The 24,515-nt window shown below is 64.5% G+C and carries 18 protein-coding genes; 9 read left to right on the top strand and 9 right to left on the bottom strand.

Going from position 1 to position 24,515, the window contains the following annotated elements:
- Positions 1-187: 187 nt before the first annotated feature.
- Both M1D56_RS15615 and purL read right to left on the bottom strand, forming a co-directional pair.
- A complete protein-coding gene (locus M1D56_RS15615; protein ID WP_282979923.1) occupies positions 188-331 on the bottom strand; it encodes a hypothetical protein in 144 nt (47 codons plus the stop codon).
- Positions 331-2,664 (bottom strand): phosphoribosylformylglycinamidine synthase subunit PurL, encoded by a 2,334-nt coding sequence (purL, locus tag M1D56_RS15610; protein WP_456284148.1) that lies wholly within the window; start codon positions 2,662-2,664, stop codon positions 331-333. The genes M1D56_RS15615 and purL overlap by 1 nt, the downstream gene beginning before the upstream one ends.
- Positions 2,665-2,867: 203 nt before the next feature.
- Here purL and M1D56_RS15605 point away from each other — a divergent pair, with 203 nt between their 5' ends.
- From M1D56_RS15605 to M1D56_RS15595, 3 genes are read left to right on the top strand one after another with little or no spacing between them, the layout of a single operon-like run.
- Positions 2,868-4,436 carry a type I restriction-modification system subunit M gene (locus M1D56_RS15605; protein WP_456284147.1) on the top strand — a complete coding sequence of 523 codons (1,569 nt, stop codon included), beginning with the start codon at positions 2,868-2,870 and terminating at the stop codon, positions 4,434-4,436.
- A gap of 56 nt (positions 4,437-4,492) precedes the next feature.
- A complete protein-coding gene (locus M1D56_RS15600) occupies positions 4,493-5,695 on the top strand; it encodes a restriction endonuclease subunit S (protein WP_456284146.1) in 1,203 nt (400 codons plus the stop codon).
- A complete protein-coding gene (locus M1D56_RS15595) occupies positions 5,692-8,835 on the top strand; it encodes a type I restriction endonuclease subunit R (protein ID WP_456284145.1) in 3,144 nt (1,047 codons plus the stop codon). Before M1D56_RS15600 ends, M1D56_RS15595 begins: the two co-directional genes overlap by 4 nt.
- A gap of 174 nt (positions 8,836-9,009) precedes the next feature.
- On the opposite strand, the gene M1D56_RS15590 is transcribed toward M1D56_RS15595, so the two are convergent.
- The 7 genes from M1D56_RS15590 to M1D56_RS15560 all read right to left on the bottom strand — a co-directional run bounded on the left by M1D56_RS15590 (position 9,010) and on the right by M1D56_RS15560 (position 18,021).
- Positions 9,010-10,059 carry a DUF3800 domain-containing protein gene (locus M1D56_RS15590; RefSeq protein ID WP_456284144.1) on the bottom strand — a complete coding sequence of 350 codons (1,050 nt, stop codon included), beginning with the start codon at positions 10,057-10,059 and terminating at the stop codon, positions 9,010-9,012.
- A gap of 231 nt (positions 10,060-10,290) precedes the next feature.
- Positions 10,291-12,837 carry a S8 family peptidase gene (locus M1D56_RS15585; RefSeq protein WP_456284143.1) on the bottom strand — a complete coding sequence of 849 codons (2,547 nt, stop codon included), beginning with the start codon at positions 12,835-12,837 and terminating at the stop codon, positions 10,291-10,293.
- Complete coding sequence (locus M1D56_RS15580; protein ID WP_456284142.1) at positions 12,827-13,999, bottom strand: AAA family ATPase; 1,173 nt, start codon at positions 13,997-13,999, stop codon at positions 12,827-12,829. The genes M1D56_RS15585 and M1D56_RS15580 overlap by 11 nt, the downstream gene beginning before the upstream one ends.
- 853 nt (positions 14,000-14,852) lie before the next feature.
- Positions 14,853-16,094 (bottom strand): DUF262 domain-containing protein, encoded by a 1,242-nt coding sequence (locus tag M1D56_RS15575; protein WP_456284141.1) that lies wholly within the window; start codon positions 16,092-16,094, stop codon positions 14,853-14,855.
- Positions 16,091-16,684, bottom strand: a complete 594-nt coding sequence (locus M1D56_RS15570; protein ID WP_456284140.1) for a hypothetical protein — start codon at positions 16,682-16,684, stop codon at positions 16,091-16,093. The genes M1D56_RS15575 and M1D56_RS15570 overlap by 4 nt, the downstream gene beginning before the upstream one ends.
- Positions 16,681-16,986, bottom strand: coding sequence for a type I restriction-modification system subunit M N-terminal domain-containing protein (locus tag M1D56_RS15565; RefSeq protein WP_456284139.1), 306 nt, complete (start codon positions 16,984-16,986; stop codon positions 16,681-16,683). Before M1D56_RS15565 ends, M1D56_RS15570 begins: the two co-directional genes overlap by 4 nt.
- 228 nt (positions 16,987-17,214) lie before the next feature.
- On the bottom strand, positions 17,215-18,021 hold the full coding sequence (locus M1D56_RS15560; protein ID WP_421075940.1) for a DeoR/GlpR family DNA-binding transcription regulator: 807 nt from the start codon (positions 18,019-18,021) through the stop codon (positions 17,215-17,217).
- A 228-nt stretch (positions 18,022-18,249) separates the two neighbouring features.
- Here M1D56_RS15560 and M1D56_RS15555 point away from each other — a divergent pair, with 228 nt between their 5' ends.
- The 6 genes from M1D56_RS15555 (at position 18,250) to M1D56_RS15530 (ending at position 24,485) form a co-directional block, all read left to right on the top strand.
- Complete coding sequence (locus tag M1D56_RS15555) at positions 18,250-19,542, top strand: ABC transporter substrate-binding protein (protein WP_271174149.1); 1,293 nt, start codon at positions 18,250-18,252, stop codon at positions 19,540-19,542.
- A 76-nt stretch (positions 19,543-19,618) separates the two neighbouring features.
- Complete coding sequence (locus M1D56_RS15550) at positions 19,619-20,542, top strand: carbohydrate ABC transporter permease (RefSeq protein WP_456284138.1); 924 nt, start codon at positions 19,619-19,621, stop codon at positions 20,540-20,542.
- 1 nt (position 20,543) lies between these two features.
- Positions 20,544-21,389 carry a carbohydrate ABC transporter permease gene (locus M1D56_RS15545; RefSeq protein WP_271174147.1) on the top strand — a complete coding sequence of 282 codons (846 nt, stop codon included), beginning with the start codon at positions 20,544-20,546 and terminating at the stop codon, positions 21,387-21,389.
- Between the two features lie 34 nt (positions 21,390-21,423).
- Positions 21,424-22,287 (top strand): ketose-bisphosphate aldolase, encoded by an 864-nt coding sequence (locus tag M1D56_RS15540; protein ID WP_456284137.1) that lies wholly within the window; start codon positions 21,424-21,426, stop codon positions 22,285-22,287.
- Between the two features lie 27 nt (positions 22,288-22,314).
- Positions 22,315-23,514, top strand: coding sequence for an ADP-dependent glucokinase/phosphofructokinase (locus M1D56_RS15535; protein WP_456284136.1), 1,200 nt, complete (start codon positions 22,315-22,317; stop codon positions 23,512-23,514).
- On the top strand, positions 23,511-24,485 hold the full coding sequence (locus tag M1D56_RS15530; protein WP_456284135.1) for a class I mannose-6-phosphate isomerase: 975 nt from the start codon (positions 23,511-23,513) through the stop codon (positions 24,483-24,485). Before M1D56_RS15535 ends, M1D56_RS15530 begins: the two co-directional genes overlap by 4 nt.
- Positions 24,486-24,515: the final 30 nt, after the last annotated feature.

Raw genomic sequence — 24,515 nt, 5'->3', positions numbered from 1 at the left:
CGAAGCTATCCGCCGACCTTATGCGCGCGGTGTGAGCGGCTCTCCGCCCCTCGCATGTCTCGCTTATGCAGGCCAAACCACCCCGTAAGCCTGAACGAGTGAGACATGCCGGAGGGAGAAGCCCCCACAACGCGACAGCGGCCATCCGAGGAGATCCGGATGGCCGCTGCGCGTCGAAGACGATGACTTACGGGAAGAGCAGCGCGAACAGCGCGGAGCCGCCGCCCGTCGCGATGAGCGCGACGATGGCGATCCACGCCGTGATGCGGATGCGGCGCGTGCGCTGCGTGGAGTACGCGGCGAACTCGTCGTCCTCTTCCGGAGTCGTCATCAGGCGGTGGGCTCGACCACGGTCGGGCCGAAGTGCTTCGGCAGAGTGGAGGTCGACAGCTCGCGGAGCTCGGCGGCCGACACGGTGAAGACGTCCTGCACCTCGAGGTCGGCGACGGTGTCGGTGACGCCGATGCGGAGCACGGGGTAGCCGCGGCCCTCGCAGAGTCCGCGGAACTTCACGTCCTCCTCGCGGGGCACCGTCACGATGACGCGGCCCGTCGACTCGCTGAACAGGGCGGTCGCGGCGTCGACGCCGTCGCGCTCCATGATCTCGGTGAGCCAGACGCGCGCGCCCACGCCGAAGCGCAGCACGCCCTCGGCGAGGGCCTGGCCGAGGCCGCCCTCCGAGAGGTCGTGCGCCGACGAGATGAGCCACTCGTCGCGTGCGGCGGCGATGAGGCCCGCGAGGCGCTTCTCGCCCTCGAGGTCGACGGCCGGCGGGCGTCCGCCGAGGTGGCCGTGCACGACGTCGGCCCAGGCCGAGCCGTCGAGCTCCTCGCGCGTGATGCCGAGGAGGTAGATGTTCTCGCCCGCGTCCTGCCATCCGCTCGGGATGCGCCGCGCGACGTCGTCGATGATGCCCAGCACGCCGACGACGGGGGTCGGGTGGATCGGGGTGTCGCCGGTCTGGTTGTAGAACGAGACGTTGCCGCCCGTGACCGGCACGCCGAGGGCGAGGCACGCGTCGGACAGGCCGTCGACGGCCTGCGAGAACTGCCACATGACCTCGGGGTTCTCGGGCGAGCCGAAGTTCAGGCAGTCGGTGACGGCCGTCGGGGTCGCGCCCGTGACGGCGACGTTGCGGTACGCCTCGGCGAGGGCGAGCTGCGCGCCCGCGTACGGGTCGAGCTGGCAGTAGCGGCCGTTGGCGTCGGTCGCGATCGAGAAGCCGAGGCCCGACTCCTCGTCGACGCGGATCATGCCGGCGTCGTCGGGGAACGACAGGGCCGTGTTGCCGAGCACGTAGTAGTCGTACTGGTTCGTGATCCACGAGGTGTCGGCGAGGTTCGGGCTCGCGACGAGCTGGGTGAACTGCTCGCGGATGGCCTCGGGCTCGGTCGGGCGGGGGAGGGCCGACGCCGAGTCCTCCTGGAGGGCGTCGATCCACGTCGGGTAGGCGACGGGGCGCTCGTAGACGGGGCCGTCGACCGCGACGGTCGAGGGGTCGACGTCGACGATCGTCTCGCCGTCCCACGTGATGACGAGGCGGCCATCCCCGGTGACCTCGCCGAGAACGCTCGTCTCGACATCCCACTTCGACGTGACCGCGAGGAAGGCGTCGAGCTTCTCGGGAGCGACGATCGCCATCATGCGCTCCTGCGACTCGCTCATGAGGATCTCCTCGGGGGTGAGCGAGGGGTCGCGCAGCAGCACGTTCGTGAGCTCGACCTTCATGCCCGAGCCGCCGTTCGCGGCGAGCTCGCTCGTGGCGCACGAGATGCCCGCGGCGCCCAGGTCCTGGATGGCCTCGACGAGGTCGCCCTTGTAGAGCTCGAGGCAGCACTCGATGAGCACCTTCTCGGCGAAGGGGTCGCCGACCTGCACCGCGGGGCGCTTGGTCGGGCCGCCGTCGGCGAAGGTGTCCGACGCGAGGATCGACGCGCCGCCGATGCCGTCGCCGCCCGTGCGGGCGCCGAAGAGCACGACCTTGTTGCCGGCTCCGGTCGCGTTGGCGAGGCGGATGTCCTCGTGGCGCATGACGCCGACCGCGAGCGCGTTGACGAGGGGATTCGCCTGGTAGACCGAGTCGAAGACTGTCTCGCCGCCGATGTTCGGCAGGCCGAGGCAGTTGCCGTACGACGAGATGCCCGAGACGACGCCGTGCACGACGCGCGCGGTGTCGGGGTGGTCGATCGCGCCGAAGCGCAGCTGGTCCATGACGGCGACCGGGCGCGCGCCCATCGAGATGATGTCGCGGACGATGCCGCCGACACCGGTCGCGGCGCCCTGGAACGGCTCGATGTACGACGGATGGTTGTGCGACTCGACCTTGAAGGTCACGGCCCAGCCCTCGCCGACGTCGACGACGCCCGCGTTCTGGCCCATGCCGACCATGAGCCGCTCGCGCATCTCGTCGCTGACCTTCTGGCCGAAGCGGCGCAGGTAGATCTTGGAGCTCTTGTAGGAGCAGTGCTCGCTCCACATCACGGAGTACATCGCCAGCTCGCCCGACGTGGGGCGGCGGCCGAGGATGGCCTTGATCTGCTCGTACTCGTCGGGCTTCAGGCCCAGCGCGTCGTACGGCTGCTCCTTGTCGGGAGTGGCCACGGCGTTCTCGACGGTGTCGGCGACGTGGGCGTGCGGGGCAGCGGATGATGCGGGCGTGGTCACGCGGAAGCTCCTGAGGGGCGAGGGGGAGCGGACGAGGAGAGTCTACCGGGCGGGGCGTGGGGCGGTTGAGGGGGGGAGGGGATGGTCGGGTCGCGGATGGGTGGGGCGCGGACGATGAAGCCAATGTCGGATGTTCGTGGATGGATAGCCTGAGAACTGAATGCGTCTCGCATAGGGAGACGCGCGAATGGAGCCACTGAACTATGCCGCCGATCACCAAAGAAGCCCAGCGCGCCGAACTTCACAAGACGATCTGGCGCATCGCGAACGATCTGCGAGGTTCGGTCGACGGCTGGGACTTCAAGAGCTATGTGCTCGGCATGCTGTTCTATCGCTTCATCTCGGAGAACCTGACCGCCTATATCAACAAGGGCGAGCACGAGGCGGGCGACGTCGACTTCGACTACGCCAAGCTTCAGGACGACGAGGCAGAGTTCGCACGGGCAGAGGTGGTTGCGGAGAAGGGGTTCTTCATCCTTCCGAGCGAACTGTTCGTCAACGTTCGCCGTCGTGCCGCTCAGGACGTGAACCTCAACGAGACGCTGGAGCGCGTGTTCAAGAACGTCGAGGGCTCCGCGCTCGGCACCGACTCCGAGGATGATCTGAAAGGGCTGTTCGACGATCTCGACGTCAACAGCAACAAGCTCGGCTCCACCGTTGCCCGTCGCAACGAGAAGCTCGTGAAGCTGCTCGACGCCATCGGCGACCTGCCGCTCGGGCGCTTCGAGGACAACTCGATCGACCTGTTCGGTGACGCCTACGAGTACCTGATGCAGATGTATGCGGCCAACGCCGGCAAGTCCGGTGGCGAGTACTACACGCCGCAGGAGGTCTCTGAGCTGCTGGCGCGCATCGCCGTCTCAGGCAAGAAGTCCGTCAACAAGGTCTACGACCCGGCCGTCGGCTCGGGCTCGCTGCTGCTGAAGTTTGCCAAGGTGCTCGGCAAGAACAATGTCCGCCAGGGGTTCTACGGCCAGGAGATCAACCTGACCACGTACAACCTGGCGCGGATCAACATGTTCCTGCACGACATCAACTACGCCGACTTCAACCTCGCCCACGGTGACACCCTGATCGACCCGGCCCACTGGGACGACGAGCCGTTCGAGGCGATCGTTTCCAACCCTCCCTACTCGATCAAGTGGGAGGGCGACGCCAACCCTCTGCTCATCAACGACGAGCGGTACGCGCCGGCCGGTGTGCTGGCGCCGAAGTCGAAGGCGGACCTGGCGTTCACGATGCACATGCTCAGCTGGCTGGCGGTCAACGGCACCGCCGCCATCGTTGAGTTTCCTGGGGTGCTGTACCGCGGGGGAGCGGAAGCGAAGATCCGCAAGTACCTGATTGACAACAACTACGTCGACGCCGTCATCCAGCTGCCGCCGGATCTCTTCTTCGGGACCACCATCGCGACCTGCATCCTGGTGCTCAAGAAGTCGAAGAAGACCAACGACGTCCTGTTCATCGACGCCTCGGCCGAGTTCAAGCGCGTAGGCAACAAGAACAAGCTGCTGCCGGACAACCAGCAGAACATCCTCAGCGCCTACGAACTCCGCGAAGACGAAGACCACTTCGCGAAGCTGGTCAGCAACGAGGACATCGCGGCTAACGGTTACAACATCGCTGTGTCGAGCTACGTCGAGGCGGAGGACATGCGAGAGGCCGTGGATATCCAGGCTCTCAACGCCGAGATCGCCCGCATCGTCGCGCGCCAGGCCGAGCTCCGCACGGCGATTGACGCACTCGTGGCGGATCTGGAGGGCTCCAGGTGAGTCGCATCGATGACCTGATCCGAGAGTTGTGCCCGGATGGAGTGGAGCATGCTGGAGTGCTCGATGTCGCGGACTATGTGCGCGGCATTACTTATAGCAAGGACGACGAGGACTCGGCGGGGGCGATTCAGGTACTTCGTGCCAACAACATCACGCTTGCCTCGAACACGCTCAACCTTAAGGATGTAAAGCGTGTCTCAGATCATGTTCGCGTTCGTGATGCGCAACGCCTGCGAGCGGGCGACACTCTGATCTGCGCGGGCAGCGGTAGTCGCGATCACATCGGCAAGGTCGCGTACATCGGCGAGGACATTGACCCGACGTTTGGCGGGTTTATGGCCGTGCTTCGTGTAAGCGACGCGCGCGTGAAGAGCCGATTTCTTTTTCACGTCCTCACCAGTGATCATTTCAAGGCTCATCTTGACCGCTCACTTTCGACATCGACGATCAACAACTTGAACGCCGCCGTGATCCGTGGATTTCGGGTCCCCGTCCCGCCTATCGAGATCCAGCGCGAAATCGTGGGAGTGTTGGATAAGTTCACTCTGCTGGAAGCGGAGCTGGAAGCGGAGCTGGAAGCGGAGCTGGAAGCGCGGCGCGCCCAGTACTCCTACTACTCAACGTCTCTCTTTGACGAATTGGTCGCGCGCGGCGCCCGAATGGTTTCGATGCGTGATCTTGGACGCTGGTACGGAGGCGGCACGCCGTCGAAGGGTAATTCGGAGTATTGGGTTAATGGCACGATTCCTTGGATCTCCCCTAAGGACATGGGAGTTTCGGCGGTCGTCGATACTGAAGACCACATCACTGAGGCTGCAGTGGCAGGATCTGCAACCAAGCTTGTGCCGGAACATGCAGTAGCGATCGTGGCTCGATCGAGCATTCTTGATCACACTCTGCCCGTGGCGTATCTCACACGCCCGGCAGCTCTGAACCAGGATCTGAAGGCTGTTGTCGCTTCAGACGGTATTCTCCCGCGGTACTTGTTCCACGCCATTCGCGGGCAGCGCACGGAGATCCTTCGTCGCGTTCGTCGTAGCGGAGGGTCGGTCGCTTCGCTTGACAGCAGGAAACTGTGGGAGTTCGAGATCCCGGTTCCTTCATCGGGCGAACAGGAGAGAGTCGTAGCTCTCATGGATCGCTTCGACGCCCTTGTTAACGACATCAGCGTCGGTCTCCCGGCTGAGCTTGCTGCTCGTCGTAAGCAATACGAGTTCTACCGCGACCGCTTGCTGACCTTCAAGGAGCTCGCAGCATGAGTGACGTGCCTGCTCGCAAGTACGATCCGATCGCGGTCTCGGCCGAGAGCACTGTTGTCGCGCAGTACCTTCCGGATGCTCACGCTGAGTCCGCCTACCAGTCGGAGGCTGCGCTCGAACGCGAGATGATCCGCCTGCTCGAGGCGCAGGCGTATGAGTATCTACCTGTGATCTCCGAGGCGCAGCTGGTGGCGAACCTGCGCGTGCAGCTGGAGCGGCTCAACGGCATCACGTTCTCGGACACCGAGTGGAAGACGTTCTTCACGACAAAGATCGCCGGGCAGAACGACGGCATCGTGGAGAAGACGGTGCGGGTCCAGGAGGACCATGTCCAGATCCTGAAGCGCGACGATGGTTCGACGAAGAACATCACGCTGCTGGACAAGACGAACATCCACAACAACCGCCTGCAGGTCATCAATCAGTACGAGATCGGCCAGGGCGATGGCGGTGCGAAGTACGCGAACCGCTACGACGTCACGGTACTGGTAAACGGCCTCCCGATGGTCCACATCGAGCTGAAGCGTCGCGGCGTCGACATCCGTGAGGCGTTCAACCAGATCGACCGCTACCAGCGCGACAGCTTCTGGGCGGGATCTGGCCTGTTCGAGTACGTCCAGCTGTTCGTCATCAGCAACGGCACGCTTACGAAGTACTACTCCAACAGCACCCGGTTCAAGCACCTCAAGGAGGCGCAGAATCCGGCCAAGGGGAAGAAGACGAGCAACTCTTTCGAGTTCACCTCGTGGTGGGCGGACGCGCAGAACAAGCCGATTCAGGACTTGACGGCGTTCGTGAAGACCTTCTTCGCCAAGCACACGCTGCTCAACATCCTCACCCGCTACTGCGTGCTCACTGCTGACCGTGACCTGCTGGTCATGCGGCCGTATCAGATCGTCGCGACCGAGCGGATCCTGCAGCGGATCGAGATCTCGACCAACTACAAGCGCCTCGGCACGATCGATGCCGGTGGGTACGTCTGGCACACCACCGGTTCGGGCAAGACGTTGACGTCGTTCAAGACGGCGCAGCTGGCGTCGAAGCTGCCGAGTGTCGACAAGGTGCTGTTCGTCGTGGACCGTAAGGATCTCGACTACCAGACGATGCGCGAGTACGACCGCTTTGAGAAGGGCGCCGCCAACTCCAACGCGTCGACCGCGATCCTGAAGAAGCAGCTTGAGGATCCGAACGCGAAGATCATCATCACGACGATCCAGAAGCTCGCCACGTTCATCAAGGCGAACAAGGGGCACGAGATCTACTCGGGCCATGTCGTGATCGTGTTCGACGAGTGTCACCGCTCGCAGTTCGGCGACATGCACGAGGCGATCACGAAGGCGTTCAAGCGTTACAACCTGTTCGGCTTCACCGGTACTCCGATCTTCGCCGCCAACGCCGGCACGGGCGGTAACCCGACGCTTCGCACTACGGCGCAGGCGTTCGGTTGCTTCCTGCACGGCGACCCCTCGACGTGCCCGCCGGAGGCGCACCAGATGGCGATCCACACCTACACGATCGTCGATGCGATCACGGATAAGAACGTCCTGCCGTTCAAGATCGACTACGTCAACACCGTCAAGGTCGGCACGGTCATCGACAAGCAGGTGCCGGCCATCGACGCCGAGAAGGCGCTGCTGGATCCTCGCCGCATCAGCGAGATCGTGGAGTACACGCTCGAGCACTTCGACCAGAAGACCAAGCGCGGCGTCGCCGGCTACGAGCACTCCATCGTCACCAACGTCGCCGAGTCCGTTCGCACCCGCCGGGCCGTCGAAGCCATCCGCGAGAAGAAGCGGGTTCGTGGCTTCAACGCCCTTTTTGCGACGGCATCGATCGAGGCCGCGCGCCGCTACTACAACCAGTTCCAGATCCAGATGGAGGACCTGCCAGCCGATCGGCGCCTGAAGATTGGGCTGATTTTCTCCTACGGCGCCAACGACGCTGCCGGCGACGGGATCCTCGACGACGAAGCCTTCGACACGGATGCGCTGAGCGTCGACGCACGAAGCTTCCTCGAGGACGCTATCCAGGACTACAACGACATGTTCGGGACGAGCTACGACACCAGCTCGGATAAGTTCCAGAACTACTACAAGGACCTGTCGCAGCGGATGAAGAACCGCGAGATCGACCTGGTCATCGTCGTCAACATGTTCCTGACTGGCTTCGACGCGACCACAATGAACACGCTGTTCGTCGACAAGAACCTCCGCGCGCACGGCCTCATCCAGGCGTATTCGCGCACCAATCGCATCCTGAACTCCGTCAAGACCTACGGTCACATCGTCGCCTTCCGCGACCTGGAGGAGGAGACGAACGCCGCGCTCGAACTGTTCGGCAACAAGGACGCTCGCGGCGTCGTGCTGCTCAAGCCGTTCGGCGACTACTACGCGCAGTACGCCGATAAGGTCGCCGAGCTGCTGGAGAGCTTCCCGCTCGGGCAGCAGATCGTCGGCGAGGTCGCGCAGAAGCAGTTCATTCAGCTCTTCGGTGCCATCCTGCGCCTGCAGAACATCCTGACCTCGTTCGACGAGTTCGCCGGCCAGGATCCGCTCACCGAGCGGCAGCATCAGGACTACCGAAGCGTCTACCTCGACCTCTACGCTGACTGGAGGCCGAAAGCCGATGGCGACAAGGAACTGATCAACGACGACGTCGTCTTCGAGATCGAGCTCGTCAAGCAGGTCGAGATCAACGTCGACTACATCCTCATGCTCGTCGAGAAGTACCGTGACTCGTTCGGTGACGGCGAGAACAAGGAGATTCGCGCTCAGATCACCCGCGCTGTGGATGCCAGTCCGAGCCTTCGCAGCAAGCGCGACCTGGTCGAGAACTTCGTCGACTCCGTCTCGGTGGACGGCAGCATCGACGAGCAGTGGCGCGCATTCATCGCCGCCAAGCGTGAGGCAGAACTTCAGGCGATCATTGAGGAGGAGAACCTCAAGCCTGAGCAGGCGCGAGCGTTCGTCGACAGCGCTTTTCGTGACGGTCAGCTGCGGACCTCGGGGACGGAGATCACTCGTATCCTCCCGCCGGTGTCACGCTTCAACCGCGAGGCTGGTCACGGCGAGAAGAAGAAGCGCGTGGTCGAGGCGCTCACGCGCTTCTTCGATCGATTCCTAGGGCTAGGCATGATGTAGTGCCCAGGGACGTTGTTTGATCTAGTTGCCGTGATGTGACGAGAACCTCCCGGCAGCTGCTGCGCCTCTCGGAGGAAGCGTCAGTGGCCGAGCGGCCGCACAATTCCATAGATCGCCATGACGCCGCTCGATCACGTTGCTAAGAAGAATCTAACGGTCATCCGGTAAGGCGTCTCAGGGGTGCTGACCGGCCTGGGGCGAGAATTGAGAGAGCATCACCTTACGAGCGTTCTCGACGTCCATGTTCTCCCGTATCGGCCACAGACTGGCTCCGCTCACTATCGGGACCAGGTTTGGGCCAAGCGGATGCTGTCGCTCGTCGACCATCGATTCCCCTACGATGCGACCGATGCCGGCGAGCAGATCAGCCACTTGGACGCGCGGATCATCCTTCGAGTCGACGAGTCGAACACCAGTCAACTCGCTCGCCAAGCCTTGTCGCGAGGGGGCAACGTCCTCCGGGCGGGCGAGAGCGTGCTTCGCCCAATTGATCTTCACCGGGGTCAGTACCTTGGAGGCATCGTGTATCAACTCCACGGGCCTGCCGGAGGTCGATGCCCAGAAGTGCACCGCCGCCCCCACCGCGGGGATGAGCGGATCCATAGTACGAAGCCGTTCCTCAACGCCCCCGCCGAGTTGCAGCTTCGACAGAGACCCGAGGTGGCTGAATCCAGCGAACACTGTGCCGAGCACGTCTCGTGCAAGCGCGTCCTCGTTGGACAGCAGCTCGACCATGCTCTTGATCAGGCGTGTCAGATACCTTTGCGCGTGGGCCGTGTCCTTCGCTCGCATAAAGTGCTGGAATGTCATGAGGAGCCGGTCCCACGCGGTGCCGTAGCTCTGAGGGCCAAGGAAGAAGAGCAGGTTCGCACCCGCCAGAGCGACGCCGCTCTCGTAGATGTCGTACCCAAGTTCATGCGCGAGCTCTTCCGCGGTGGAGTCGAACAGCTTCGAAACGACGAAGTACTCCTTGTGGGTGAGGTGCACCGATGCGTTGCCTCGGATTGAAGGATGCGACAGTAGCCACTTCGCCGTGGCCTGGTGGCGAGGCTGAAGGATCGTCTTCGATTTCAGCTCTGTGGCCTGGCTGAGCGTGCGCGCGCGGATCTCATCCAGCAGATCGGCGGCATCATCCGGCATCAGCGCCACACTGGCATGGGCGAAGACGGTCGACCGCCCCGAGAGCAAATTCTCGCCGTCGTTCCCTGACTCGTCACAGGCCACCACCAATGGTGTAGTAGCAGTCATAGCGCGTCAGCCTTCATTTCGATCCATCTCGGAGACATTATCGGTGGATCACGAGCCATACCGGCTGCCGCTACGCGACGACCCACTCCGAACAGAAGAGTGATGACCTAGACCTCGTTCACGGTGCTGGCTCGGCGAGGTTGCGCAACCGGCACGACCGTACCGGTCGCCTACAAGCACCGAATAGTTCGGAGACATCAGCAGCGTTCATGAAGCTCCGCCTTGCACACGGGTGCGGATGTTGGTCCGGATATCGCCGGTGCGCACGCCCAGGTCTCCAAGGTGCTGGCGCATCTGCTGGAAGACGGGGGCATCGCCTTGGTCGTCCGCGATTGTCAGGACGGCGGCGAACTCGACGCCCGCGTCAGGGAACTGTTCTTCGGCGCGGGTGAGGTATTCAACGAGGAACCGCCAATCAGATCGCACGCCGCGGCCGCGCATTCGGGGCGTCTCGAAGCTCTTGACGACCTGCCATTTCGAGGCTTCCTGTAGCAGCTCCCTCTCGCTCCGCGGAGCTTTCACGGTGGCTGGGCGGTTGATTGTCTTAAGGGCGTTCTTGAACCTCGGGGTGCCGTTCGAATCGTCCTCTTGCTGCTGCATCAGCTTCGCGTCAATGTTGACCCGAACCCGCTCGTCTCCGTGCTCGTAGGCGAGCACAGGCCGGGCGACAAGCGTGAGGCGCGCGTATCCCCGGCACTTTCCAGATGGATCGACAAGCGCGGCTGGCCAGTTGAAGTCGAGAGTGTGCTGTTGGCCGCTGAGGACGGTGCTGTGCACGACGATGACGATCTCGTTATCCGGCCGCTGCAGCGTCGCCGCCGCTGAGGATGGGAGACCATAACCCGCGAGGTCACGCGCGAGCGGGAGGACATTGCTGTGCCGCATGATCGCCGGCATGTGAGCGTAATGGACGAGCAACGCAAGAAGAACCTCGCGCGGAGCATCTCCGTCGATCGCCTGATCGAGGTCAGCTAGCATCCGTGCGACCAAAGGCGCAGCATAACTAGTCCCAGCGCCAGTGGCTTGCTCTCCGCCGACACCGATGCTCGTCAAGCCGTGCCCGCGTCTCGGATCAGGAGTCCCGGACCCACCCACGTGAGCGAAGTCTGGCTTGGTTGCGCCCCGAAGCCCTGGTCCACGCCGACTGTACCGTGCCAGCGCATAAGGGACCTGTCCGGCCAAGCCCGGCGGGTTAAGCGCGCTGACGGACACATTGAATAGGCTTTCGGCCGGCTCGTTGATGAGGCCCGCGGAGTCACCGACAAGCGTGGCAACGGCCGCGGCCGTGTCGCCGGGCCATTCCGGTCGTTGCTCGGCGGGTGCGAGGTTGCCAGCCGAGACGACGAAGATGACGTCGTGGTCCCGGGCGATCTGATCGAGGCGACGTGCCGCATAGCCGTAGCGAGTGCCGTCGCCGGGACCCACGAAGTTGAGACTGAAGTTGAAGACGCGTACCCCCAGCCGCGATCGATATTCGCTAACGGCTGATTCGACCTCGTCCATGAAGTCGATGACGCCATTGGGGTAGTAGCGCGCGAACGCCTGATTCGTGCCGGCGGGATCTGCCGGGAGCACATCGATGTCCACAACTTCGCAGCCAGAGGACACGCTGCTGAGGAAGCCAGGGTTGAAGTCGCCGCATGCCACGAGCAGGCCGGAGATGAACGTGCCGTGGGCTTCATCCCTGTCTTCTGGAGACAGTTGCTCCCAACGGTCAGTCACCCATGCGTCGGCGGACTTCGATACGCCTCCGTCGATCACGCCGACTCTGGCCACCGGCTCGAAACCGCGGTCCGGCAGTCCAGTACCGAGAAGCTCGTTCGTTGGGAGTGTCGTGGCCTTGTCCGACTGGACAAGAGGTGGAAGCGTGATGTCGCGCACGAGCGTGGATTCCTCGAGAGCGCGAAGCACCGCCTCGTGCCGGTCTAGGGAGACTGCCCGTAATACCGCCGAGCCGACATCGCTGCCTACCGGTTGCGTGAGGAGCCCGAGCTGCAGGACCGACTTGTTGCCCTCTTCGAGGAGCCCAACCGTGACGACGCGACCCGAGCCACGGCCGAGCGCGGCGCGAGCACGAGCAACCACCCCCAACTGTGAAAGGCGGGTATGCAGAGCGCGTGCGGCTACCTGTTCGGCCGCGACGAGATTGGGTGCGGCCGTAGAATCGGCGAGGGGGAAGAAATTGACGATGTACTGGCCGCCGGCGCCCGCACGGCTCAGCCATTCCGCGCCGTCGGTGATACTGAATGATCGCTTGTCGGCCGGCCCCCACAATTCGATCGTTGCGATGGCCGAGAGCTCGCAGCGCAGGCGAGTGGGGTTCGGTTTGACTCTCTCACTTACGTTGTCGATCTTCGTCTCTACCTCGGTGGGCGCAGTGGCAACGAGGTCCGCAATCTGCTGGAGCGCGGCGGAAGTGACCGCGTAAATGGGCTCACCGATCCGGGCGGTCGCAACGTGGGGTGCGACCTTCGCTCGAAACACGGCGCGCTGCGGACGGTGGCTTTTTGCGATCGCCTGAGGTCTCATCGTGACTTTGATGTGGGCAGCATCGCCGTTATTCCGTTGCCACGCGTCGCTGCGCACAGTCGCGATTACGTCACGAAGTGATGCGGCGAGGAAGTCTCGGTGCAGAGCGAACCCGGCGTCATCGCCCGCAAAGAAGTCGTCACCGGCTTTGCCCGGTCGATTCTTCTCGCGTGGTGTTCGCAGGCGCTGCGGGTTGGTGACTACCTGTACTGGCTCATTCGGCATGGTCCTGGCCTCCCTCTGCGAGCTCGCTCACACGACGGCTGACGGTTTTGGTGCTGACGCCCGTGAGGAAAGCGATCTCGGACTTTTGAAAACGGATGTCGGTGGACGTCGCGAGCGCCTGCATGAGTGACGTCTCGTCGAGCCCAATCCTTGGTTTGCTGGCCCCGGCCGTGGCCGTGGTGGAGGCTGCAAGCGGGCGGATGGTTGCTACCGGAGTGGTCGTCTGCTCGGCGAGGATCGAGCGTTTGCGGTATCGATCGACGAGCGTGATTAGCTCCGAACCGGAGTAGCCCTCGGAGATCCACGCGACAAACTTTGACTCGGTCGTCAGGTCTTTCATGGAGGCGTTGGCTATCTCAAGACGTTCATGTGCGCTCGGCAGCGGTGTCGCCAGCTGTACCTCGAACCGTCGCCACACGGCTGGGTCCAGGAGTCCGTGGTGGTTTGTGATGCCGATCGTGATGCCGGTGTTTGCGCGGGTATCGATGTTCTGCAGCAGAGTGTTGACCACGCGCTTGATCTCGCCGACTTCATTAGGGTCGTCGCGAAGCTTGGCAATGGCATCGAACTCGTCGAGGATCAGGACGCACTCGTACCGTTGGGCGAAGTCAAAGAGAGCGCCCAGATTGCGCGCGGTGGTTCCGAGGAAGGAACTGATGAGTCCGTCCAGCCGGGCAACCACTGCAGGTAAACCGAGGTCCCGAGCCAGCCACAGAGCGAGACTTGTCTTTCCGGTGCCGGGTGGACCATAGATCAGGCAGCTGAGCGCAGGTCGCATCCCCGCGTCGGCTAGCCGCGCCTGGTTCTCCCACTCCATGCGCAGGCCGTCCACCGCCGCTGCGACATCCTCAGGGAACACAGGTCGGGTCGCATCGTTCTCATCGGGGAACACCACGGTCGCCAGTGGTGCGGATGTCTCGCGGTCGACGGGCACGCGCACACCCGGCCTCATCCGTTCCCCGGTGCTGCTCTTGGCCAGCCGGCTTGGCGCGAGCGCCTTCGATGCCGACTCGCTGCGGAGCATGCGAGTGAGCGCTGAGGCATCTTTATCGCCCGCCTTCTCCATCGCTGAGGCAAGCCGTTCGACCTGGTGCCGCACGGTGTCATCGCCTTGCGCGAGAGAGACCCGAACCAGAGACCTGACGACAGAGAAGTGTTCCATGAGGACAGATTAGCGGCTAGATCGGACACAGGCTGACAGTCAGTGGACACCCAGTATCGTGGAAGGGAAGGCGCGTGTGCCCTGATGATCTTTCTGGGCACCCGTGGGCTGGTATGCGACGTGGCGTCGCCGCATGCGACGAAGGTCGAGCGCGCACCATCGAAGCCTCGATCAGCCGGTTCAGCCATTGGCGAGACCAGGCCGCTTGAAGCATCGTGTCGACCTGTCGTTCGTGGCAGCACACAAGATCTGTGAGCGAGGCCGAAACCCGCGCTGATCGTGCCTGAATAGCCGACCCGAACCTCGCGTGGTCGAACATCCGACCATCGAGCGCCTGCTGGATGTGATGCCAGGTGCGGCCGGGAGGCGTACCCGCGGACAGCAGGTCGGCGGCGGGGCTGAGCCGCTGGCGGCCGCCCTCCTTGCCGGGACCGGGCCGTGCCCGGCGAGCACCCGAAGACCGCCGGCCGTTAACTCATCGGTGCGACGACGCCGTTCCCCCGATGAACCGTGAGAGGGTGGCAGCGGATGCCACGCTGTACACCGCGAGCGCGTCAGTCCCGGAAGCGTGCTGCAGCTGGGCATCGCAGTTGCCCTCGAGTGCGCAGGTGATCGTATTTCGAACCCTCGGGATTGGAAGCGCCGCTTCGATCGCTCGAGGCTTCCTCAAACGACGCCAGGATGGGCGCATCTTGTGGTTCAGGTAGGAATTTCCGGTCTGCGGGTAGCTGTACTGGAGTGGTCTTAAAGGGCGTCGCGCACAAGGGTGCCTGCGTGCATCTCCATCTTCCTCTGGTCATTGCTCTCGGCGTCCGCCGCGAGCAATGTCCGCGTCGAAATTGGCTGCGCACCGCTAGTCGGACTGCGCGTCACCAAGAATCACTCGCTCGGTCTCGGCCTTCTCATCACCATCCGCCGGCTCTTCGACGGTCTCTTCCTCATAAACCGTGAGCCACGCCTCGTCAGCGCTCGAGAGGGCGCGCGTGCTTCCCGTAGCCACCACCGTGCCGAGCATCTCTGCAATGGACTCCTGTCGACGTACACGGTTGAGACGGTCACTTGCCGCTCGCTCGACCGCCCGGAGGTAGCGAACGGCAGATTCGCCTTGAGGGGTGCTAGTCAGGTCGTCTACGGAGTTTCCCTCGGCCTCTTCCTTCTTTATGTCGTTGACGGTTGTCGAGAACTCCTTTAGTGTGTCCGCCAACGCGCGCCCACCATCGTCATTAAGTGGCAGGCGTTCTGCTTCTCTTGCCAGGTAGATCATGAGCGAATAGAAGTCCGACTTATTGCGAAAGCGGGAGCGTCGAATATCGGCCGCGATCGGCGCCAACTGACCAAGCACGCGCCCAAACCTGCGCTTCAGGTCAACGAGTTGTTCTTGAGGCATTCCCTGGAGGTCCATGGTTCGAAAGAGCGTATCGAGGCCGTCCTTCTTGTTGGGGAACGCCCCCGAGACCACGGCGTAGACGACCTCGGCGACAAATTCGTCATTTCGCCGACGTTGATAGTCCCTTGCGGAGAAAACGCCGACTTCAGTCAAGATGGGCACTGCGGCGAGGGTCTCGATGAACTTTATGAACGGGCCGGTATACGCGGCATGTCGGAGCTCCTGTGGCTCAAGAGGCTCGACTGTCTTGTTCAGGCGCCGAAAGACCTCCCGCAGCACAGTATCCGTGAGGTCGGGAAGGTCTCTGACAATCAGCTTGAAGCCACGGAACCGAGCCTGAAGGGCCTCGCCGATCTCGCCAAAGGTTCGGCCCCGCCATCGCGGGTCCAGATCGTCGGAAACCTCAAGCCGAAGTTCGCCATGGATGAATCTAAGGCAAGCTGAGATTCGCTGTTGTCCATCAACGACGGTCAGGCGCTCGGAGCCGTCCGCAGCCGTCGTCGTCTGAACGTACACCTCCGGAACAGGCAGCCCTCGAAGTATGGAGTCGATCAAAAAGCTCTGCTGCGACTCATTCCAGACCAGGTTTCTTTGGAAAGCCGGTCGAAGGACTAGAGCCCCTTCACCGAAGGCCTTATCGAAGTGGTTGACCGACAGGTTGGAACTGTTCGAGGCAATTTGGTTCACGAACTCGAGGGATGCGCTCATGCCGTCATCTTCCTTCTGCATCGAATGATGGACTCCGAGACGTAATTTCGGACGCTCCAGTAATCTCGGTAGATCCAAACATGGACGTCGATCTCCCGATCAAACTCGATCGCGACATACTCCTCCAGCCGTACAAGTGCGGTGAGCCACTCACGCCCGAACGACACCCACGGAAGCATCACGTTGGCGAGGATCGCCCCATCGAAGAAGCGCTTCTTCTGCCAGCCGATCACGCTTCGGAGCTCAGGATCCACCTCAGCCGCGGTCGGTTGAGTGGCGACGCGGAGATCCCGCCACGCCTGCTCAAAGAAGATCTCGGAGACGACGGCGATGTCTAAATCAGAGCCCACATCGAACTCCTTGAGGCGTCCATCAACGACGTTGTCCGGATTGAGCGAGAGGCCGATCGCGCCAGACCCGAGGCAGAACACACCATTGCGATCGACTCCGAGTTCCTCGCATGTTCGCGCTACGAATTTGGAGAACCGTCTTCCGTCGAACGCATATGGGTCGGGCCGAATGAAGTGCTCATCAATCCATGGAAGAAGCGGTTCGGCGAGCAGCACGTCGTTCGCGCCGGGATAGGTCAATATCGGCACCTGCGTCGAGTGCTAGGTCCAGACAAGCCTCGCACTTCCCGAGGCTTCTCCGGTAGATCCTCGGTTGCCTTCGCGACCTTCAGCACCTCCGGCTTCGTGTCCGAGAGCACCGCATCGAGTCGGCGCAGCACGGTAAGTGGGGGCACGACCGAACCGTACTCTGAGGGCTTGAAAGGCCCGCGAAGAGACTCCGCGATGTTGCAGGTGACGGCGACGTAATTGACCACGAGGGCACTCCTGCTATAGAGCGAACAAGCGACTGCAGGGCCGCGAACTCTCCCATCTTGGCCCATTGCTTACGGCTCTCCAGTAGCGACGCCCCGCCTCACCGCCCGGATCGGACCAACACGTTTCCGGCCGGCCGAGGTTTTTCTCCGGCCGAGCGGCTGTGATGATGGAGACGCAATCCGCGGCCTCACTCGACTCGCGCTGCCGCGGCGGCGCCGCTGCGGATCCGAAACCTCTTCGCTAAATCCACATCATCGCTTCGCGCAAGAGACGGTATCCATGCCCCTCGCCCGCTACGGCGTCAGCACCTCGACGCCCGCGGCGGCGAGGGCGGCGCTCAGCTCTGGGCTCGGCTGCTCGTCGGTGATGAGGTAGTCCGCCTGCTCAAGCGGGACCACCTGCGCGAAGAGGCGGCGGCCGAGCTTGGTCGAGTCGGCGAGGATGGCCGTGCGGTCGGCGCGGCGCACCATCTCGGCCATCATCGTCGCGTCGCCGAGGTTCGAGGTCGAGTAGCCCGTCTCGTCGACCGCGCCGACGGCGACGAGCGCCAGGTCGCATCGGATGTCGACATCCGGCGTGCTCGAGTTCAGCGCGAGGGAGACCGGACCGGTCGTCGCCTGCGTCAGGGTGCGCACGGCGCCGCCGAAGACGTAGAGATCCCGGAACGCGTTCGGCGAGATCTCAGCCGGGATCCGCAGGTTGTTCGTCGCGATCGTCAGGTTGCGGTGGTTGCGCAGAGCCCGCGCCACAGCGAGCGTCGTCGTGCCGGCGTTCAGCATGATGACCGACCCGTCCTCGACCAGCTCGGCCGCGATGCGGGCGATCTTCTCCTTCTCCGCGACCTGCATCCGCAGGCGGACGTCGAGCCCGCGATCCCGGCCGGGGCTCTCGGCGGTGCTGACCGCGCCGCCGTGCGTCCGCACGACGACGCCCTCGCGGTCGAGCTGATCGAGATCGCGGCGGATGGTGTCGATCGAGACGCCGAAGTGGGCCGCGAGGTCGGCGACGGTCACCCGGCCGACCTCATCGACGTAGGCGGCGAGATCGGCTTTGCGGCCGGCCGGGAGGCGCCGACCGCGTGCGGGTGAGGGAGCTTCCATGCGGTCATATCTAGCACAGAGCGTCCAGATCACTGAAGAAACAGCAGGAAACCGCACGATCGGCGGCAGTCAGACGGGCCGGCTGATGTCGCGCGAACAGCGGAAAGCCGTGGAAGGGGCCCAGAGAAGGGCTTGACGAGACCGCGCTGCTCGCCGCATACTCGTCCTAAACCGGCATTAAAACGCAGAAGAGCGCGGAATGCCGCAGGATCTCGAAGAGGAGAGACCATGGCAATTGATCGGAGTGCGGCCCGGCGGGCGCGAGTCGTCGCCGGCATCGCGACGGCTGCAGCGTCGGTCCTGGCGCTGTCCGGCTGCGGCGCGAACGGCGACTCGGGGGCGTCTGGGGGAGACGTCACGATCGAGTTCGCCCAGTGGTGGGAGCCGGAGCTGCCCGACGGCGAGTTCCGCGCCCTCATCGACAGGTTCGAGGAGGAGAACCCCGGCATCACGGTGGAGCTCGTCAGCGGTCCGTACGCCTCGACGAAGGAGCAGCTCTTCGCCGGCGCCGCCTCGGGCACGATGCCCGATGTCGTGGGCCTCGACGGCGCCTGGGTCAACGACTTCGCCTCCAAGGGAGTGATCGCCGATCTCACGGCCCTGATGGCGGAGTACGACTACGACGACAGCGAGCTCGCGAGCCAGATCAAGGTCGACGACAAGACCTACATGATCCCGGTGGTCAACTTCGTGTACCCGATGTTCACGAACGACGGCCTGCTCGCGGAAGCCGGCGTCTCCGAGCCGCCGTCGACCCGCGAGGAGTTCGCCGACGCGGCCGAGAAGGTCTCGGCTCTCGATGGAGACGCGTCGGGATGGGTCCTGCCGCTGTCGCTCGAGGCGCCGAACGGCGTGCAGAACGACGTGATGTCGTGGGTGTGGGCCTCGGGCGGCTCGATGCTCGACGGCGGTCAGCCGGATCTCACGAATGACGACGTCGCTTCCGCGATGGAGTTCATCGAGGGGATGTGGGACGCGGGCTCCATCGCATCCGGCAGCTTCACGATGAAGGAGCAGGACAAGGTCGAGGAGTTCACGAACGGCCGCGTCGGGATGATGATCGACTCGCTTGCGCACATCAACCTCATCCGCGAGACGAACCCCGACCTCGAGTTCTCCATCTCGGCTATCCCCGCGGAGGAGGGCTACGAAGGCGAGCGCGGCATCCCCTACGCCTCGTGGGGAATCGGCGTCGCAGAGAACTCCGAGAACAAGGAGGCGGCGTTCAAGCTCGTCTCGTTCCTGATGGAGTCGGAGACGAACTCCGAGCTGTCGACGATGGCGAACGCGTTCCCCGGCAACACGGAGTCGGTGCCCGACTTCGTCGCGGATGACGAGCTCTTCGCGAAGGCCTTCGAGATCTACCAGGCCGGCTATCCCGCGAACGAGTTCACCGGTCTGCCCGTCGCGGAGGAGCTCATGCGGCTCCTCGGCGAGCAGCTCCAGTCGGCTCTCGACGGTCAGCAGTCGATGCAGGACGCGCTCGAGAAGGCGCAGGAGTCCTGGGAAGCCGAATTCTGATCCCGTTCCCGTTCGGTCGGATGGCGCGCGGCGGCGCGCGCCATCCGATCCCGACAGAGGTCGACGCCATATGAGCATGCAGACATCCTTCGCTCCCGACACGGAGACGCTCGTCACGGGTGCCCCGCTGTCGCGGAAGCGCCGCCAGCTGCGGAAGGCCCGCGAGTCCTACGGCTTCCTCGCCCCGACTCTCATCCTGCTCTTCGTCCTGATGATCGTGCCGATCGTCATGGTGATCGGGTACTCGTTCCAGGACGAGGCCGTGATGGGGTCGTCCTCCGGACTCGTCGGGCTCGAGAACTACATCGCCGTCCTCTCCGACGCGGGGTTCTGGAAGGCGACGGGCAACACCGTCTTCTTCACGGTGGTCAGCGTCGCGGCGCACCTCATCCTCGGGCTGGCGTTCGCGATGCTGCTCAACAGCCCCCTGATCGGAGCGGTGCCGCGTGCGATCTTCCGCGCGCTCTACGTTCTTCCGTGGCTCTTCACGGCCGCGGTGATCGCGGTCCTCTGGCGGATGCTGCTGGCTCCGAACGGCATCATCAACTTCCTCCTCAGCACCGACGTCGAGTGGCTCGCCTCTCCGCAGCTCGCGCTGGGCACCGTCACCTTCATCAACATCTGGGCCGGCTACCCGTTCTTCATGGTGAGCCTGCTCGCGGGCCTGCAGGGCATCCCGAACGAGCTCAACGAAGCGGCGACGGTCGACGGCGCCAACGCACCCCAGCGGTTCTGGAACGTGACCATCCCGCAGCTGCGCCCCATCATCGTGAGCCTCGTGCTGCTCGATCTCATCTGGACGTCGCAGCAGTTCGCGCTGATCTGGATGACCACGGGCGGCGGGCCCATCGACGTCACCGAGGTGCTCAGCACATTCACCTACAAGCTCGCGTTCGCCGAGTACGACTTCTCGCTCGCCGCGACCTCCGCCGTCCTCGTGCTCCTCATGTCGATGGTGCTCGCGGTGTTCTACGTCCGCCATCAGAAGGCGAGGGACTGACATGGCGCTCTCCGTCACCGCCCGCACGCGCACGGCGCGCACCGGCGTCATCATCGGGCTCCTTCTCGGCGCGGTCTTCGCCGCCGGGCCGGTGCTCTGGATGCTCTCGAGCTCGTTCAAGTCGAACACCGAGATCTTCGAGCTGCCCCCGCGGCTCATCACGGACTCGTTCTCGCTCGACGCCTACGTCGCGATCCTCACGACGCCCGAGACGGTCCGCTTCTTCCTCAACAGCTACATCGTTGCGGGAGCCGTCACGCTGCTCACGCTGGTCGTGGCCATCCAGGCGGCGTACGCCTTCAGCCGATTCGAGTTCCGCGGCAAGCGCGTGCTGAACGTCGTGATCATCAGCGTGCAGGCGGTGCCGCCGATCACGCTGCTCATCCCGTACTTCGGCCTGGTCGTCGCGCTCAAGCTCTACAACACGTACCCCGGGCTCATCCTCACCTACATGGTGTTCACGCTGCCCTACGCGATCATCATGATGACCGGGTACTTCAACACCCTGCCGCGCGAGCTCGACGAGGCCGTCCGGATGGACGGCGCCGGCTCCCTCACGGCGCTCTGGCGGATCCTCGTGCCGATCTCGGTGCCCGGGATCGTCTCGGTGGGGATCTACACCTTCATGATCGCGTGGAACGAGTACCTCTTCGCGCTCACCCTCACCCGCACCACCGACATGCGCACGGTGCCCATCGGCATCCAGCTGCTCATGGGGCAGCACTCGTACGAGTGGAACCAGATCATGGCGATGAGCATTCTCGGCTCGATCCCCGTGCTGATCCTCTTCCTGGTGCTGCAGCGCTTCTTCATCAGCGGTCTCACGGCCGGCTCCGTGAAGAGCTGACCGACCTCGCCATCCATCAACAAGGAGAATCACATTGCTGTACACCGGTAGGTCCATCCTCGACGTCGCCAACGAGCACGCCTTCGCCATCCCCGCCTTCAACATCAGCGACTGGGCGATGTTCAAGGGGATCATGGATATCAGCGAGGAGAAGGACGCGCCCGTCATCATCGCCATCCACCCCGACGAGGTCTCCCACATCACGACCGACCTCATCCCGGCCATGCACGCGCGTGCCCATCGCTCGAGCGTTCCCGTCGCCATCCACTGGGACCACGGCGGCACCTTCGAGCAGATGATCACGGCCATCCAGGCCGGCTTCACGTCGGTCATGATCGACGCCTCTCTGCAGCCGTTCGACGACAACGTCGCCCTCACGCGCAAGGTCGTCGAGGCAGCGCATGCCGTGGGCGTGCAGGTCGAGGGCGAGCTCGGGACGATCGGGGCGAACGACAGCTACGGCGAGGCAGGCGCAGCCGAGATCATCTACACGAACGTCGACGACGCGGTCCGGTTCGTGGAGGAGACCGGCGTCGACAGCCTCGCGATCGCGATCGGGACCTCGCACGGTCTCTACCCCGCCGACAAGAACCCCGAGCTGCGGCACGACCTGCTCCAGGAGATCAAGGCCGCCGTGGGCATCCCTCTCGTCCTGCACGGCGGGTCCGGCAATCCGGACAGCGAGCTGGCGCGCGCGGTCTCGCTCGGCATCAACAAGATCAACATCTCGAGCGACATCAAGGTCTCGTACCACAACCGCATGCGCGAGGTCCTCGGCACCGACGTGCGCCTGCGCGAGCCGAACGCCATCCAGCCGGAGCCGCTCGAGGCGATGAAGGTCACGGCGGCCGAGAAGATCGACCTGTTCGGAGCCGCGGGCAAGGCCACGCTGTACTGATCGTCACAGGAGACGGAAGGAGCCGGCGTGGGAGCCGATCTGGTGCTGGGGCTGGGCGGGACGGTCGACTACGAGGTCCGCTGGGACACCGACGTGGTCAACGCGCTAGTCGACGAGCTCGGCATCGTCCGCGCGGAGCTGACGGCCGACGAGCCGATCGTCGATGAGCGCACGCTCGTGGCGGCGATCCTCGCCTTCGCCGCCGTGGGAACGGGCGGGGAGCGCTTCGTCGCCTCTTCGGAGATCGTCGAGGGGTTCGCCGCGCGGTTCTCGACCTCGGTCACCCTGGGCGGGACGGGGGTGCGGGCGGGTCTCGCGCTCGACCGACTCGGTGTCCCGAGCACCCAGCACCTCGTGAGCATCGACGACACCGTGCGCCGGCTCCTCCCGTCGTCGATGCGCGTCGTCAGCTCCGCGACGCGCGACACCCTCGATCCGCACCTCATCGTGCAGTACCCGGCCGGTGCGCGAATCCGGCTGGCGGATGGCGAGGTCGTCACGCCGAGCGCCAATCGGCTGATCTTCGCGAACGATCCGCCGAACCGCGAGATGGCGATCGCGGATGGCCTGGGCGACGCCCTCGCGACGGCGGCGGTGTTCCTCGTCTCGGGTTTCAACACGATGCAGGACGACCGGCTGCTCATGCGGCGCCTCGATGAGCTGAGGTCCGCCATGCGCCGACTGCCGAGCGACGCCGTCGTTTACTACGAGGACGCGGGCTTCTACCGGCGCGAGTTCTCGCGGGAGATCCGAGCACGGCTGCTCGATCGCATCGACGTCTACGGCATGAACGAGGACGAGCTGCAGGAGTACCTCGGTCGCAGCGTGGATCTCCACGACGGGGACGATGTCGTCGTCGCGCTCCGCGACATCCATCGGCTCATCCCCGCCCCGGCCCTCGTCGTGCACACCCGCACGTGGGCTGTCGCCGTCGGCCCCGAGGCGGAGCGCTACCGCGACGCTCTCGAGAGCGCGGTTCGGATCGCCGCGACCCGATATCGACTCGGAGACGGCTTCTCGCCATCCGATCTCGATGTGACCGACCGGTGCCCGCGGCATCAGGGCGGCGCCCTCGTCGTCGATCGAGTGCGTGCGGCGATTCCGGGTTCCACCGGGGTCGCCGGATTCGACATCGACACGTCGTCGCCGACGACGATCGGGCTCGGGGACACGTTCGTCGGCGGCTTCCTGTCGGCGTTCGCGCCCGCGCGGAGGGCGGCGGCATGATCCACGAGCTCGGACCCAATCGACCGCCCGAGAGGTTCTATCGCGGAGGTCGGGCCATCGCGGCGTTCCGCGGCGAGCCGTCGGCCGCCGAGTGGGAGCCGGAGGACTGGATCGGATCCGTCACGACCGTCCGCGGGGAGGCGGAGCTCGGGCTGACGCGCCTGCCCGATGGCAGGCTGCTTCGCGACGCGGTGGCGGAGGATCCGGTCTCCTGGCTCGGAGCGGAGCATGCGGCCCGCTGGGGCGCTGACGTGCGGCTCCTCGTGAAGCTGCTCGATGCGGGCCAGAGGCTGCCTGTCCACGCGCACCCCGATGACGGGTTCGCCGAGCGCCATCTCGGCTGCCGGCACGGCAAGGCCGAGGCGTGGTACATCCTCGAGGGCGGCACCGTGCACGTCGGGCTCACGCGGGAGGTGTCTCCCGACGAGCTGGCCGATCTCGTCCGCTCCCAGGATGTCGACGCGCTCCTGGGCCTCCTGCACACGGTGCGCGTGGAGCCGGGGGACATCGTCTGGGTGCCGCCGGGTGAGCTGCACGCCATCGGCGAGGGCGTCTTCCTCCTCGAGCTGCAGCAGCCCGAGGACCTGTCGATCCTGCTCGAGTGGGAGGGGTTCGCGATCGACGGCGCGGCAGAGGGGCACCTGGGCCTCGGCTTCGACAGGGCGCTCGCCGCGGTGAATCGTCGCGCCCGTCGCGTCGAGGAGCTCGCGGAGCTCGTGCGTCCGGCACCCGTCCGGGGGTCGGTCTTCCCGGAAGCGGCGGACCCGTACTTCCGGCTCGAGAGGCTGCCGGTGGACGGGCAGGCGACCGTCGCCGCGGGCTTCTCCCTCCTCGTCCTCGTGGAGGGCTCGCTCGTGATCGATGGCGCGCGGGCCGCCGTCGGCTCGACCTTCCTCGTGCCCGCAAGCCAGGGACCGGTCGAGGTCGACGGCGTCGGCGAGCTGCTCGTGGCTCGTCCGCCTGCCCCCTGACGGGGACGGCCGACCCCGCTCGACCCGTGG

Source organism: Microbacterium sp. JZ101, from assembly GCF_053903175.1.
This window is presented reverse-complemented; position numbering and strand designations above follow the sequence as displayed.

Coding starts and splice junctions, on each gene's coding strand:
- M1D56_RS15615 (WP_282979923.1), bottom strand. CDS start 331: ATGACGACTCCGGAAGAGGACGACGAGTTCGCCGCGTACTCCACGCAG.
- M1D56_RS15605 (WP_456284147.1), top strand. CDS start 2,868: ATGCCGCCGATCACCAAAGAAGCCCAGCGCGCCGAACTTCACAAGACG.
- M1D56_RS15595 (WP_456284145.1), top strand. CDS start 5,692: ATGAGTGACGTGCCTGCTCGCAAGTACGATCCGATCGCGGTCTCGGCC.
- M1D56_RS15585 (WP_456284143.1), bottom strand. CDS start 12,837: ATGCCGAATGAGCCAGTACAGGTAGTCACCAACCCGCAGCGCCTGCGA.
- M1D56_RS15580 (WP_456284142.1), bottom strand. CDS start 13,999: ATGGAACACTTCTCTGTCGTCAGGTCTCTGGTTCGGGTCTCTCTCGCG.
- M1D56_RS15575 (WP_456284141.1), bottom strand. CDS start 16,094: ATGAGCGCATCCCTCGAGTTCGTGAACCAAATTGCCTCGAACAGTTCC.
- M1D56_RS15565 (WP_456284139.1), bottom strand. CDS start 16,986: ATGGGCCAAGATGGGAGAGTTCGCGGCCCTGCAGTCGCTTGTTCGCTC.
- M1D56_RS15560 (WP_421075940.1), bottom strand. CDS start 18,021: ATGGAAGCTCCCTCACCCGCACGCGGTCGGCGCCTCCCGGCCGGCCGC.
- M1D56_RS15555 (WP_271174149.1), top strand. CDS start 18,250: ATGGCAATTGATCGGAGTGCGGCCCGGCGGGCGCGAGTCGTCGCCGGC.
- M1D56_RS15550 (WP_456284138.1), top strand. CDS start 19,619: ATGCAGACATCCTTCGCTCCCGACACGGAGACGCTCGTCACGGGTGCC.
- M1D56_RS15545 (WP_271174147.1), top strand. CDS start 20,544: ATGGCGCTCTCCGTCACCGCCCGCACGCGCACGGCGCGCACCGGCGTC.
- M1D56_RS15530 (WP_456284135.1), top strand. CDS start 23,511: ATGATCCACGAGCTCGGACCCAATCGACCGCCCGAGAGGTTCTATCGC.